A 13,182-nucleotide genomic window follows, 5' to 3' on the forward strand; every position below is an offset into this window, starting at 1 on the left:
TGGTATGTCAACACTAAATTGGACAAAAATTATAGGGGCTGCTGTTTAAATTCGATTGGTGTTAAATAGTCTAAAGTTCCGTGAATTCGAATGTTATTAAACCAATGAACATAATCATCCAGTTCAATAGCGAGCTGTTCAAGAGAAGAGAAATGAGCATTGTTAGCGAATTCTGTTTTGAATACCTTAAACATCGCTTCAGCCACTGCATTATCATAAGGACATCCCTTCATGCTCAGCGATCTTTGGATGCCAAATGTTTCAAGTGCTTCTGTAATAAGCTTATTATCAAATTCTTTACCTCGATCTGTATGAAACATTTGAACGTCGTTCAAGTTGCCTTTAATGCTCGATAAAGCCTGATAGACCAGCTCTGCATTTTTATTAGCACCAGCACTACGGCCAATGATTTCACGGTTAAAAAGATCCACAAATAAGCATACGTAATGCCATTTTGTCCCAACGCGGACGTAAGTTAAATCACTGACGATGACAGCCAACGGCTTGTCTTGTTCAAATTGACGCTGTAATTCATTTTTTATCAACGCTTCATTACATGATGTTTTATGAGGCTTGTACTGTGCCACGGTATAGTTTGACACAAGCCCGAGTTCATTCATTAATCGGCCAATCCGACGACGTGATACGTGTTTTGGCTTTGGTAATCTACTTAATTCTTTCTTAATTTTGCGCGTGCCATAATTGTTCCGGCTTTCTTTAAAAATTCGGGAGACCTCTTGGGAAATCTCTTCATCTTCCATTTTAAACACACGTTGGCTGTGTAAATTGGCATGATAGTAATACGTACTTTTGGGAATCTGGAGGACGTCACACATTGCTGATACCGAATAGATGTGAGCGTTATTTCGAATCACATCTATTTTCGTCCCATGATCAGCGCTGCTTGCTTTAAAATATCATTTTCCATCATGAGACGTTGATTTTCCTTACGTAACCGAGCTAGTTCATTCTCTTCTGCAGAACGGTTATCTTTAGCGGCAAATGAACCTGTTTCTTGATGATTTTTAATCCAGCGATCTAACGCAGAAGGCGTGATATCATACTCTCTCGCAATATCTGCACGCGATTTACCATTTTCATAAAGCTTCACTAATTGCAGTTTAAATTCGGGTGTAAAAGTTCGACGTTGACGTGTCATCGTAGTCACGCTCCCTTAAGTTATAGTCTAAGTTTACAAGCCCTTATTTTATCTGTCCAACTTAGTGTAGCCTATCCAGGTTGCATAATCGTTAGAGGAAGAAGTAGAACTAATAATAAACTTGTGAAGGTACGTACTACTTTTGGTATATTAAACTACCCTATCTCACATAATATGTGCAAAAACAGAGATGAAACGGGTGCCCTATTCTCTTCTCAGCTTTGTATTTTCTAACCATAGATAGGGTGTAAATAAGTTTTCTTTTATTATATTGTAAGAAAGCCTGTGCCTATATAAATCAATTATGCTATTTTTCTATTAATAGGAAATTTTTTCTTAGAGTCGAAACCTTATTTACGACATAACTTATATAGGGTTATGTTTCGGTAATCCTGTTTTTACAAATAATTCTGACTATATGAGGTGTTTTTGTAACTTGCACTAACTATACAGAAGAATAAAAATGCTCCTGAATTAAGGAGAAGAGTAGTAGCTTCCCCATCAGTAGCATTTCCTTTTGTATTCTATTCTGTTTTTCTCACTTTCTCCCTTGAAATGACTTTCTCTAAAAACAGATAAACATCTTCTGTAGACCAATTCATCCCTACAGTTAAAACTCTCATACGAAAATCAATCTCGGGATTTCGCTTACCATGTTCAATTCGATGAATATAGCTTGTAGAACAGCCAACCAAAGAAGCCATGTCTTCCAATGTAAGAAAGTATTTCCGACGATAATCCCGCAATAAACCTCCAAAATCTTCTATAGCCTGATTCACTAATTCAAGTTTCTTTTCTTTGTTATTCATACCATATCTCCTCCTAAATATATTGGATTGACCCAATGCCTGTCTCTTTTTTGTTACCCTTTATAGTAGTTGGATTCGATATGGTTTATTCCACTAACCAGTGGTTAGACCTATAATAATAAGTAAATTTGCTTTAAGAATCTATGATATATTAATAAAGTAAAAAAACTTAACTCCCAAATCCCATGATTAATCATTCCCTTTCCATACTTTATCGCTAATGCTTTTAATATTTCTTATAACTCATTATCTTCGTCGATGTCTTTCATCCACTGTGGTCTCATTAATTCTTCAACCTCCAGTTTAATGTGTTTACTAATTATGTAGTTGTTATCATATATCCGTTTTAGCAATTCGTATGCTCTTCTTAACTCGCCTATATTTTCTGCTCTCTCATTCAAAAGCCTCATTCCCCTCCCATCGTAGTACTTATTTCAAGAAAAATTGATCTACTTATTTTTCCCACTCCTGAAACAACTTAACAATCCTCTTTTGGGTTTTCTCGTTCCAACCAACCTCCGCTCTCCACACAGCATTTTCACTTATTTTAGCCCCGTATTTAAGAAGTTCCCTGCATGTAGCAAAATAGTTATAGTAAGCGGCAATTTCTAAAGGGCTCCTACCGTTGAAATCTAGTTTGTTGGGATCAGCTCCAAGTTCTAGTAACTTTGTTACCATTGAATCTTTATCCAAAAACACTACCCAATAGAGCAAACTAGCTCCTTTTATTTCCTGGTTAACATCATGCTCTTTTACATATTCAATAAGTTTACTCGTATCATCTGACCCTAGTATCTCCCAAAATGTTATTTCAGAGCTCTTTTGATGGTCTTCAGTTACATAACCACGTAAAAACTCTTCAAAACTATCATCTTGCAAATAGAATAGATCTATAAAGGATACAGGGTTTTCATACCCCTTTGAGTCTTTTTCCATTGCCTCACGCTTTCCAATATTATTATTTTTACTGGAATATTTATGTTGTAGCATTTCCATAAGTTGAAAAAAACGCATGTCTGGATTCTCCTCCCATATAGTTTCGAGTAAATCCATTATTCTTCTAATTCTCTTTGGATCTCTTTTATTCTCAGTCATTTTCCTATACATCACCTTTCACTAATTCGATTTACTAAGATAGTTGAAGTAAGCAAAGTTTTAAGTAGGATAGCTCCCATTTCAGCATCTGCATACAAATTGACAATCACTTAAAACTTAACCCTTAAAATTCTTTTATTTGGATTTTCCAAATAATTTTCTAGCAGCATTATGAGCCGCTCGATAATATGGGTTATAACGTTTTAACCTTTTATCCATGTATGATATCTCCAGTTCTGTGATAGAGTTAAATTGATATTTCTTCTTCTTTATTTGTTCTGCAAGCACATTAATGGCGGGCTGTCTAGTTAACTCTGGCTTGCTCTCTAGGCTACTTATTCCAACCCAATCGCTGTAGATGACTACTTTTAAAGGTTCATCTAAACAATTACACATAACCTTCTTTAGAAGATCCAGTGCATAATCAATTGCAACCACTTCTGCATATACATTGTTGGTTTTTAAGGTAAAGTTATAATGCTTTTTAGATTTAACATTCGTTTCTCCTTGTCCAACAAAACATACTCCTAATCCGAAAATCCCTTGGTAATTCAGTTCAGAGGCATCAACAAAAACACGTAAAGTTTCGTTATCAAACAACCATTTTTCTACCCTTTCTTTTGCCTCTTTTGTTGGTATTTTTTCTCTTCTCATAAGTTGTTGCTTACGGTTTCCCTGTACCATCGCTATACCATCTCCTTCCAATGACTATAGTCAAAATAAAAAAAGCCCGCATTCTCCTTAATAAGAATGCGAGCCAATTTATATATGTATTTATATTGAATTAAGTATATACTTTTCAAAAAATTACCTACTTCACTATTTATTATGTTGAATTATAAATTAGAACAGTGCGATAATCAAGGTAATATAATGAAAATATATGTCTGAGAGAAATTTTCATAAAAATAAGTATTAAGAAACGAGTCTTCATCAGAGGTTTTTACAGAGTAGTGTTAACACAATTTATAGTATCTAAAAGTGTTAACACATTTATAATAAAACATTATACAACCAGTGTTTTTAGAAAAAAGTGTGGAGATTATCAACAAAATTGTCTCCATTATTCTTAACAGAGTGTATACACAAATATTGGGTAGAAGGACAAACACTGTTTCTCTATTCTGTTTGTTTCCTAACCATATTGAACTTCTATACGGACCAGGAGCTAGTGTGTACGGAAAAGGATTAAATTACAAATATTGGAAAAACAACTTGATAAATATGTAATTGTTTTAATAAAATATAAATCAAGGAGTGATAATATGAAAGAAGAAATCAAGTATAAACGAGCGACTGTAAAAATTCCGAAGATAACCCTATCTCATTCCTATATTAAATTAAAAAAAGAGAACGAAAGAGTAATTCGACATTTAGATAAATTGGAAAGAGGGCATTTTGGAATTAAAAAGTGGTTCAATAAGAATGATCGCTAAGTTAATCTTAAAGGTGGTGAAAAGAAATGAACAAAACTAACGATTTAAGAAGAAGGAGTCTTAATTTACCATTGGCTAAAACCGGCTCATCTAATAGCATGAAAAAGTTAAGAAGAGACAATGAATTATTGTTAAAACGTTTAAGGCAGTTGCAAGCCGGTCCTTTTGGGATTTGGAATTGGTTTAGATAAGACAGATGACAAATTACTACTTGATTGATTTTAAAAGGGAAGAAAACAATCAGCTTAAATTCAATTATTCCGTTTCAATGCTTTAACTAAGTTCTATAGCCCGATCAATGAAATTTATTAATCCTAGTATGCAGCATCTCGGCATTACTCATACCTTATCATTCCTTTTAGCTAATTCTTATTTTCATCTTTGGTGGAAGCAAATCATATTCTTCACAAAGTTTGTAGAAGTAAGGATTTCGTGTATGAACATCAATTCCTTCTTCATCTAGTATTTTTTCACATTCAAGTATCTGCTCGTCAGCAAGCAGGTTTTTCGGTATTAATATTTCAACCAGACCTATTATCTTCTTTATTTCTAAAAGTTTGGCTAAATATGGTCTATGGTTCCCACCAGTGGCTACCGTGTATGTTTTATTAGGTAAGTAGATTAAGTGTAAATCTCGATATCTTTCATATAAATAACCATACTTTTTAATTGATTGATATAACAGATCTAATTTTTTTTGACTTAAAACACCTTCATATGACAGGCCTTTTATTTCATCAACATAAACAGATTTATAACCATAGAAATATATATAATAATCTTCATTTTGTTCTCCGTACTGTTTAATTAATTGGTCATAATATTCCCATCCAGTATAATCTATCTTAATTTCCCCCATAAAGACACCCCTTTTCACCTAAATGAAACGTGTATTTTATTTAATAAATCACTAAACTACAAATTTATAAATTATATAGCTTAGCTAACAGGAATATGAGGATTAAATAAATTTAAAGATAACAATAGAAGAAGCCCTATATTCCTAATTAGTCTATCCAAGCTCCAGTTATACTGTTTAGAGGTATTTCTTTTCCTCAAATCTCATTGAGCGTTGCAGGCAGATTGAGCCAACTATGCAGAGCTTCAAGCCACCGTTTGCATAAAGTATAGCAAGTAATGCGGGGGAAAGGGCTACCCATGTAGCCTTATAAACAGATTCGATCATAATGACCTTCTAAACCTACATTTTGCACTTAGAAATAAGGACTCATTTTGATAAAAGATTGATTAAAATGAGTTCTTATCAAGCTGATTTAAGTGTAGTATTATTCTGAAAGCGAATATTTTACTAACGCACCCGTTAGTTTAAGTACATTTGTTCACAAGTTTAAAGTTTTTAGAACCTGCCTGTTATTTTTTGAGTATAAGTTTAAATGCCGTTACAAATAATACCCCTATAACAAATGAGGGGGTTAATAAAATGGAAGAATCACCTACAAGTAATAATGGAATGAACACAAGCAATAATGGAATGAGTACATCTAATAAGATAAACCTTTCAGGTCTTGGTGTTGGAGCAATTGTACTAACCACTGTTTATACGGCGGTTTTGGCTTCACAGTTAATGGCTACCAAGCATAAAGTCGATTACCTTTATTACAAAGAATTAACACAAAATAAATAGCTAATTATAGACGGTGCGTTTTCACCGTCTTTTATTTATATAAAACAGAATTTGAACTAACCTGCCCGTTAGTGTAAGTACAATTTTTCACAATGTTCTTCTTATCCTTTTCTATTTTAAAATATATTCTCAACATTCTAAATCCAAATCAAAACAGATTTCCCTTCCCATCCGGTATGTAGCTCCTCGATATCACTCCTAAATTTTTCCCACGGCTAAAAATTTATTTTATATCTGCTTTTTCTTTCTCTTCTAACTTCTTAATTGCCTCTATTGCCACCAACAAATGTTTTTCTTTGGGTTTGGAGGTAACTAGGAGGTATTGCATAGCTTTACCAACCAAAAATACTACATTCCAGATTATTTTCGTTTCACACTTCCAAATCTCGTATCCAATCATCCATGAAACTAAGAACACCCATACTTCATCACCAAATATAATAAAAAGTATAGAAAAACAGATGAAAATAGATACTACCAGATTAGTACCACAATCAAATTCTTGATTGCTTTTTTACCTTTTCTAATGTTAAGTTTGAATCTTTTACATAAGCATTGGCTACCATGTGTTCTGCCCCGTGAAACCTACCAACGGGAGTAATTTTTATAATAAGACTGACTAAAAATAAAAAACTACTCATCGACACTAAGGTATTAGTGGAAGTAATAAATAGAAAATTAGAATCCAATTTCACTTTTAGTGGAAACTCTAGCAAAAACAAGAAAATAAATGTAAGTAAAAACTGTTTCCATCGCTCAATAATTAGTTTAATAAACAAAGAAAAAGAACGCAGAAAGGGTATACTTGAAAGAAAAACAGTAATTTTCCCTTCCTTTTTGTTATGATTGATGTATGTAGTGATATTATTTTTCTTTAATTCCGACAATGATTGGTACCGTTCTCCTGTAAAACTTACAGAATTAAAACCAGCTCTACCTCCGTATATTTTCATATTCAATCTCCTATAACAATTATTTTTGGGGTAAACTATTCCCATTGACTATAAACAATGGAAGCAATAAAAAAACTCGCATCCACTGTCGAATACGAGTTTTTAAAGATTCTATTCGGTTCTTTTCTGAATAAAAGTAATTTCGATTCATTTGAAATCACCATTCGTTCCATTTATGATTATCTCGAATTATAGCGTAATACCATTTAAAAATCAATGTATATCCACAAAGCCACTAAATCCTTCAAAAAGGTCACCAATTATTTCTACATAAGATAGTTGATGTCCTTCACAACTTTCTGTTATATTAAATTTAGAAAACCCCATGCTAGTTTCAGGGTGTTTTCATTATGTAGCTCACTCGAAGTGAGAAGCATCTCTAATTGAAAGTCCAAGAGGACCACCCCTTTAGCTTTTGGTCGAGCGTTGTTCCGGGGTGGTTTTCTCTTTAGATTTTAACTACTTTTACTTTCTATATCCTCTTAAAATCTCGTTTTTATAACAAGAAGTATAGCAATTTTGGAACGGAATAGTTGAATCCGGCTTTTTTTTATTTCTTACATAAAATTATATCATCTAACATTCGGAATTTATGAAAAAGGGAAGACTCTCCCAATAGTTATGGAAGAGTCATTTTGTATTATTTATACTCTTTTAATTTCCTTTTCTGCCAACTCCCGATCTTATCTTGAACATGCAGTCCATTAAGAAGACGAATATTTAATCCCTCAGCGGCCTCCATGGCACTTTTAGTATAATTGCTTGTAGTAATGCACCACGCATCTAAACATTTATGTACCTTTTTTCCTGCACTTAAGCGAAGTATCACATTATTACCCACGTTCCTACTCTTCCAATGCTTACACTGAACTGCAATTTTATACTTCTCTTTCGGATCAGTGAGAATAATATCTACTTCATGATCTCCAGATCCACCTACTATATGTGGTTCATAACCTTTATCCTTATAATACATTGCTATTAATCTTTCAAACTCATACCCATTAAGATCTTTAAGATTAGCATATATTAGTTCTTTATCGCTTAGATTTCTTTTAGTTGTAGTTGCTTTTTTTCGATTGGTGGTAGCCTTACTTTTCTCTTTAGACTTTTTGGACTTTGATTTCTTCTTAGGAGGAAATAGTAATTCAGGGACTATTACTCCTGCTATCAGTATCACAAAAAGCCAGTACCATTCTGGATCATCTGCAATTAACCATAACCATGCTAATCCAAAAAAGATGATGCTCATATTCAAAAGTTGTTTCATTCTGTCTCCTCAATCTTATAGTAATTTCTTTTTAGTTAGTACAGTATTTACACTTGGGGCTCCTTCGGCTATTCGGAGCTTTTGGCCATTCATGTCCATTCTCGCATAACCACCAATGTTTTTCTCTTGCATATGCCCCAACTTCAAATGGACTTCTTTCGTTTTTGGGATGCCATTGCTTTGCTAAATCTGGCTTTTTAACCGCTAACGAATTTTCTCTCTTTACTTTTCTCGGTGAGCGAAGACCACATTTAGGGCAACCTGTACCTTTTGTTCCTGTCCTTCTATAAACATAAGCTGAATAACTGTCATGACCTTTTGGACAGATCCAATATACCTTATCATGTGAACCCTTTGTTACTTTCTCAGGAGTTAGTTCTCCATTTTTATTGTAATCCCACTCTTTCGCAAGCTCTGGATGTGTAGTAGAGAGACAATTAGTATCATTCACCCTTTTACCTGCACAATATGGACATCCCTCACCGCCACCAGTTCTCTCATTTATAATCTTGTCGTATGTAGAGTTACATTTAGTGCAATCCCAATAAACTTTTTCATTTGAATATGGCAAATACATGTCTGGAGAATCATTATTTAATTCATAGTTCCATTCTCTCTCAATCTCAGGAAACAGTAATACAAGGTTATATTCTTCAGTTGCCACTTGTCCTTTGCAGACTCTACAGCCATGACCTTTCGTTTTGCTATTAATTTGAACCAATGATGGGTGTCCTTCATCACAAATAAACCATGCCTTATGATTCGAATGGGCTTTAAAATGTATTGGCAACAAACCGTAATTTCTACTTTCATCCCACATTTTGCTTATATTTGGAAACAAGATAGATAAATTATCTTTTTCTTCAATTGGTGGAATTTGAGCAAGTATAGCCATGTTATCAACATCAACATTTACCGTTTCTTTTATCTTATTAATTTCTTTGGTGTATCCTGTATATGTATTTTCGATTATATCTAAGACATCTTGAATCATCTTACTAACCGTTTTATGCGTAGAGCGTTCGTATAAATATTCCTGAACTCCTTCAATTTTTAACGGATCTAATCCATTATCCCTTATACGTATTAAACCATATCCACTTTCAATGGTTAGACGACTTTTTTCACGATCCATTTCAAATTTCTCTCTATGCGTAAATGCCCCATCGTATTCAATTACAAGGTTAAGAGATTCAACAAGCACATCAACTGACTTATATTTTCCTAAACCATCAATATCTGAATTTAATTTTGCATCTATAAATATTTGCTTTATGTAATAAAAAATAGCCAATTCTGGAAATCCAACATTATACCGTTCATGGCATTTTGGACACCCAGTATTCTTTATTGCTCTGCTTTTAGCCTGACTTTTCCAAATATGTCCACACTCTTTGCAACACCATGTTATTTGTTTATCTGAACCAACTCTTACATTGTAAGGTGTATCATTTTTATTATCAGTTGAATGCCATTCTTCAATTAAATCTTTTCGATCATCTGCAATAAACCCTCTTGTATTTTTCATTTGTTAGTCTCCAAGTATTAGATTTTACTCACCTATTAGTAATCAACTTTATCAATAACTTTTATATTACCAACTAATAAATATTCCCACAAAGGTTCTAATCCGAATTTAGTATTTAACTCCTCACATGTATTGCCTGACCAGTAAATATTAGCAAGCCAAGAAAGTAATAGAGGGGACTGTTGATATCCAACTAAATTCATATCTGCTTGAAAATAATCGTTGCATTCAATCAAGTAAATAGTACCCCCATTGTATTTAAGTTTCTTTTTTAATCTATTAATATCCTCAAGTGATGAAAATGCAAAAAATGACTGGAATCTGGATGGCTTATCATTAAAATTACATTTTCGAACGTATTCAAAGAACCATTCACTAAGACAATCGGCTGTATCGGTTTGATTGATGTATTGTAACCCGTGCTTACTAACACCTTCTCTAAATAATTCATTGATGTGATATTTCGGGCCTAGAAGCTCCGAATTGATCGACACAGGATCTAATGATATTGTTTCACCTATTTTTAAACTACCAGCTCTATCTAAATGGAAAAATGTTTTCAAAGCCTAACTCTCCTTATAATTAAAATAGAAGTTAACTCAAGACATCTTGAGTTAGCTTAGACCTTTAGTTAATTCCGTACTTCATATTAGCTATAATCAACCTTTATTTATCTTACCATATATTCCGATTATCTAAATCTAGCTATACTTATCAATATTTTTTTCGTCCACTATATGCAGCTGTTAGTTGATACTTTTGTAATCCCCTTATCTTCAAGGGCAAGGCTTAACTCACGACTCATATCAATAGAAATTTATTGTACCCTTAATGCAGAAAGGAGGCCATAAAAGACTGGAAAGGTAGCAATTTTGGGACGGTGTTACAGTTAGGGAATACACAGAATAGAGATTGGAAATCCTACCGATTTATAGGGTGAGGAAAACTACTGAAAAGATATTGAACACCAAATGAAACCCCTATTGATAAGGGATTGAAAGAATATTGGGCATAAAGAAAAAGGACTGAATCGCTATTGGATTCAGCTCGAAAAGTATTGAACTTGGCTTGAATATCCCTATTGAATGATAATTGACAAACCGTAGAATTACATATTGTTTTCCCCGTTCCTACCATTCGGGAACCACCTATTTAACAGTTAGTACCGACTTTTGAGTGAAAAAGAATCAAACAGGGAAAGAAAATAGAAGAGAAGATAAAACGTGTCCCTTAAATACTATTATTTCCTAGGATCTTTGAGTCTGTATTTCTTTCTCCATCGGTCCATATCGACATTCCCATTCAAATGGTCATCAAATAATTCTTTATATGCTTGAATAGTTCTTTCAGATCCAGGAATTTCTGGATATTTCTCATCCTCTACTAAGAAGATATGCTTTAACAAAGCATAATAAACAACAGTTGTAAAAACTTCACCCTTATCGCAGTCAACTTCTATTTCGTAATCAGCCTGATTTGCTAGAGTAATCTGATATACATCCAAGTCTTCAGAACAATTTTGTTGAATTTCCTGCAGGCTCTTCCAATGTGAATCTAAACCCTTTTCTAAATCGTCTTGAATAAGAGGAAGAAAGAGTTCTTCAAAGGAAGGATTCCAAATATGAATATTTCCTCTCTCTTCGTAGAGTAATGCAATTAGCTTAACGGAGTGCCCACGCTCGTCATCAAATATATTCTCCGCCACAAAAAAACTATGAAAATAGTCACCTTCACTAAATATTGCATCTAACAATACAAATCTTCCTAATTCACGGTAGTCTACATATTCTTTTCGTTTTGCAGTTACTAGAACATAATCATCTTCACTTAAAAACATAGGAATATGTCTCTCAGTCAAATCTGGAGTAGCATAAATATCAATGGTTACTACATCAAAACAATTGCTCAAGTGTTTACTAAATCCCCTCGGCATTGCTGCATAGCCAAAATCGATCATTTTAGATGCCAAGTTTTCTCCCCCCCTAAAATATCTTCTAAGTAAACTACTGATTAGCCAGAAAATCTTCGGGCCAGAAATCAAATTCGTATAGCAAGATTTTCAATAATAGTGATTTTCTGTTCTCTCATTAAACTCCTTTTTATACTGAATTTCAAAAGCAGTTGCAAATTCTGATAATAAATTGGATTTGTTACTTAGTTCATCTGATACCCACGGTTGTAATAAATATGGAAATAGTGCATTGTTTAAATCACTAACCATGTACTGTGAGGTTGCCTTCCCAATCATGTAATTTTGTTCAAGCTCTAGTACGGCACCATCATGTAACGGTAATGGTAAAGTACGATTATCTTCCTGATATAGAGCGAAAATTATTGACTTTTGATAGTTATTAAGTTTTTGTAACCTTTTTTCAGCAGTTGCATAAAAATACTTTTTTGCTTTTGCATTATAAACGGACTTAGCAGTCTGGTATACCAAGTTAACAATTAAAATACATATGGAAACAATGAAAACTATGCCTATAATAAATCCATATTTATCTCTAAAATTCAGCATGAACATTTGATCTAACAAAGATGTTGGTGAAAAAAGAAGTATACCACTCGCTAATGATAGTGCAGCCATTATAGTGGTTGGCAAAGTAAGTATTTCTTTAATATTGAAATCTATTTTCATAAAAACCTCCACAAATAGCATTATCTTTTATTATACTACACCTTTGCCTTCCCTCCTTCTTCAAATTCCGCCAAAGGCTTCATTATCATACAATTTTATTCAACTCCTCCTCATAACATGAGGAATGGAAAGGACAGGATGAAACGATTGAGAAACACACTGAATACTGATTAAACCTTGAAAATTAGTTGAGAGATAAGTAACTCTATTATATTTACATACAATCAATTAATTATGACTTTACTCTTGCCCCGTATTTCCAAATTATGGATTGAATATTACAAACTCAACTTCGTTTCTTTTCTCTACTATGTACAACCAAAATAAACTCCTGCTAAATCTCCCACCTCAAACCCGCATTCCACCGTTGCCGTTAAAATAAAGTATTGCTACGGAACCCCCATTTTTGATGTTTTTTCCTTCAAAAATACGCACTTTCTTCCCTCTATTACGCCTGTTTTTCCACCTTTTTTTCGGAGTTATAAAAAACATTTGTGATATTGGAATGAAGAAAAAGTCGATAAAAGAATGACAGGACAAGGGTTTGGGCATGAAAAGACCCCGAATTCGCAAAAGTATTTTTTAACGAAATCAGGGTAGGACTAGCAAATGTTTATTTTGACTAGCAGATTTATTTTTTAGTTAGACA

Annotated in this window: 15 protein-coding genes and 1 pseudogene; 3 read left to right on the top strand and 13 right to left on the bottom strand. The window is 33.5% G+C overall.

All coding sequences use genetic code 11. The annotated features are described in order from the left end of the window. Positions 1-29: 29 nt before the first annotated feature. The 5 genes from JF53_RS00235 to JF53_RS00255 all read right to left on the bottom strand — a co-directional run bounded on the left by JF53_RS00235 (position 30) and on the right by JF53_RS00255 (position 3,747). Positions 30-1,159, bottom strand: a protein-coding gene (locus tag JF53_RS00235; RefSeq protein ID WP_157052428.1) for an IS3 family transposase whose coding sequence is annotated in 2 segments (ribosomal slippage) — positions 30-913 and positions 913-1,159 — 1,131 coding nt in all. Because the reading frame shifts where the segments join, the coding sequence is not laid out codon by codon here. Between the two features lie 524 nt (positions 1,160-1,683). Further along, a complete protein-coding gene (locus JF53_RS00245) occupies positions 1,684-1,968 on the bottom strand; it encodes a helix-turn-helix domain-containing protein (protein WP_047980750.1) in 285 nt (94 codons plus the stop codon). Positions 1,969-2,204: 236 nt separating this feature from the next. Then, positions 2,205-2,369, bottom strand: coding sequence for a hypothetical protein (locus JF53_RS17375; RefSeq protein ID WP_157052429.1), 165 nt, complete (start codon positions 2,367-2,369; stop codon positions 2,205-2,207). 52 nt (positions 2,370-2,421) lie between these two features. Continuing rightward, a complete protein-coding gene (locus JF53_RS17735; protein WP_047980751.1) occupies positions 2,422-3,063 on the bottom strand; it encodes an ankyrin repeat domain-containing protein in 642 nt (213 codons plus the stop codon). 135 nt (positions 3,064-3,198) lie between these two features. Then, positions 3,199-3,747, bottom strand: coding sequence for a hypothetical protein (locus JF53_RS00255; RefSeq protein WP_047980752.1), 549 nt, complete (start codon positions 3,745-3,747; stop codon positions 3,199-3,201). 581 nt (positions 3,748-4,328) lie between these two features. Between JF53_RS00255 and JF53_RS17380 the strand changes: the two genes are divergently transcribed. After that, on the top strand, positions 4,329-4,499 hold the full coding sequence (locus tag JF53_RS17380; protein WP_157052430.1) for a hypothetical protein: 171 nt from the start codon (positions 4,329-4,331) through the stop codon (positions 4,497-4,499). Between the two features lie 26 nt (positions 4,500-4,525). Beyond that, entirely contained in the window at positions 4,526-4,690 is a 165-nt protein-coding gene (locus JF53_RS17385) for a hypothetical protein (protein ID WP_157052431.1), read from the top strand. A gap of 167 nt (positions 4,691-4,857) precedes the next feature. Here JF53_RS17385 and JF53_RS00260 read toward each other — a convergent pair whose 3' ends face one another. Further along, on the bottom strand, positions 4,858-5,358 hold the full coding sequence (locus JF53_RS00260) for a hypothetical protein (RefSeq protein WP_053071875.1): 501 nt from the start codon (positions 5,356-5,358) through the stop codon (positions 4,858-4,860). A gap of 582 nt (positions 5,359-5,940) precedes the next feature. Between JF53_RS00260 and JF53_RS00265 the strand changes: the two genes are divergently transcribed. Further along, the gene (locus JF53_RS00265) at positions 5,941-6,144 is read left to right on the top strand and encodes a hypothetical protein (protein WP_036688299.1); all 204 of its coding nucleotides are present in this window, start codon (positions 5,941-5,943) and stop codon (positions 6,142-6,144) included. Between the two features lie 223 nt (positions 6,145-6,367). Here the strand turns inward: JF53_RS00265 and JF53_RS18025 are convergent. The 7 genes and pseudogenes from JF53_RS18025 to JF53_RS00305 all read right to left on the bottom strand — a co-directional run. Further along, a pseudogene (locus JF53_RS18025) lies at positions 6,368-6,628 on the bottom strand (DUF1385 domain-containing protein); the annotation flags it as partial. A gap of 10 nt (positions 6,629-6,638) precedes the next feature. Next, a complete protein-coding gene (locus tag JF53_RS17925) occupies positions 6,639-7,097 on the bottom strand; it encodes a DUF1385 domain-containing protein (RefSeq protein WP_047980754.1) in 459 nt (152 codons plus the stop codon). Between the two features lie 640 nt (positions 7,098-7,737). After that, on the bottom strand, positions 7,738-8,367 hold the full coding sequence (locus JF53_RS00280; protein ID WP_053071876.1) for a restriction endonuclease: 630 nt from the start codon (positions 8,365-8,367) through the stop codon (positions 7,738-7,740). A 31-nt stretch (positions 8,368-8,398) separates the two neighbouring features. Beyond that, positions 8,399-9,895, bottom strand: coding sequence for a zinc-ribbon domain-containing protein (locus tag JF53_RS00285; RefSeq protein WP_053071877.1), 1,497 nt, complete (start codon positions 9,893-9,895; stop codon positions 8,399-8,401). A 35-nt stretch (positions 9,896-9,930) separates the two neighbouring features. Continuing rightward, entirely contained in the window at positions 9,931-10,458 is a 528-nt protein-coding gene (locus JF53_RS00290; protein ID WP_047980755.1) for a DUF2441 domain-containing protein, read from the bottom strand. 677 nt (positions 10,459-11,135) lie between these two features. Continuing rightward, positions 11,136-11,864, bottom strand: coding sequence for a hypothetical protein (locus tag JF53_RS00300; RefSeq protein ID WP_047980757.1), 729 nt, complete (start codon positions 11,862-11,864; stop codon positions 11,136-11,138). 90 nt (positions 11,865-11,954) lie between these two features. Further along, positions 11,955-12,533 (bottom strand): superinfection exclusion B family protein, encoded by a 579-nt coding sequence (locus JF53_RS00305; protein ID WP_053071878.1) that lies wholly within the window; start codon positions 12,531-12,533, stop codon positions 11,955-11,957. Positions 12,534-13,182 lie beyond the last annotated feature (649 nt).

The sequence above is a fragment of the Ornithinibacillus contaminans genome, from assembly GCF_001038425.2.
Lineage (GTDB): Bacteria > Bacillota > Bacilli > Bacillales > Amphibacillaceae > Ornithinibacillus > Ornithinibacillus contaminans.

Excerpts from the sequence above, each read along its gene's own strand:
- JF53_RS00285 (WP_053071877.1), bottom strand. The coding sequence starts at position 9,895 with ATGAAAAATACAAGAGGGTTTATTGCAGATGATCGAAAAGATTTAATT.
- JF53_RS17380 (WP_157052430.1), top strand. The coding sequence starts at position 4,329 with ATGAAAGAAGAAATCAAGTATAAACGAGCGACTGTAAAAATTCCGAAG.
- JF53_RS17735 (WP_047980751.1), bottom strand. The coding sequence starts at position 3,063 with ATGACTGAGAATAAAAGAGATCCAAAGAGAATTAGAAGAATAATGGAT.
- JF53_RS00305 (WP_053071878.1), bottom strand. The coding sequence starts at position 12,533 with ATGAAAATAGATTTCAATATTAAAGAAATACTTACTTTGCCAACCACT.
- JF53_RS00255 (WP_047980752.1), bottom strand. The coding sequence starts at position 3,747 with ATGGTACAGGGAAACCGTAAGCAACAACTTATGAGAAGAGAAAAAATA.
- JF53_RS00260 (WP_053071875.1), bottom strand. The coding sequence starts at position 5,358 with ATGGGGGAAATTAAGATAGATTATACTGGATGGGAATATTATGACCAA.
- JF53_RS17925 (WP_047980754.1), bottom strand. The coding sequence starts at position 7,097 with ATGAAAATATACGGAGGTAGAGCTGGTTTTAATTCTGTAAGTTTTACA.
- JF53_RS00280 (WP_053071876.1), bottom strand. The coding sequence starts at position 8,367 with ATGAAACAACTTTTGAATATGAGCATCATCTTTTTTGGATTAGCATGG.
- JF53_RS17385 (WP_157052431.1), top strand. The coding sequence starts at position 4,526 with ATGAACAAAACTAACGATTTAAGAAGAAGGAGTCTTAATTTACCATTG.
- JF53_RS00265 (WP_036688299.1), top strand. The coding sequence starts at position 5,941 with ATGGAAGAATCACCTACAAGTAATAATGGAATGAACACAAGCAATAAT.
- JF53_RS00245 (WP_047980750.1), bottom strand. The coding sequence starts at position 1,968 with ATGAATAACAAAGAAAAGAAACTTGAATTAGTGAATCAGGCTATAGAA.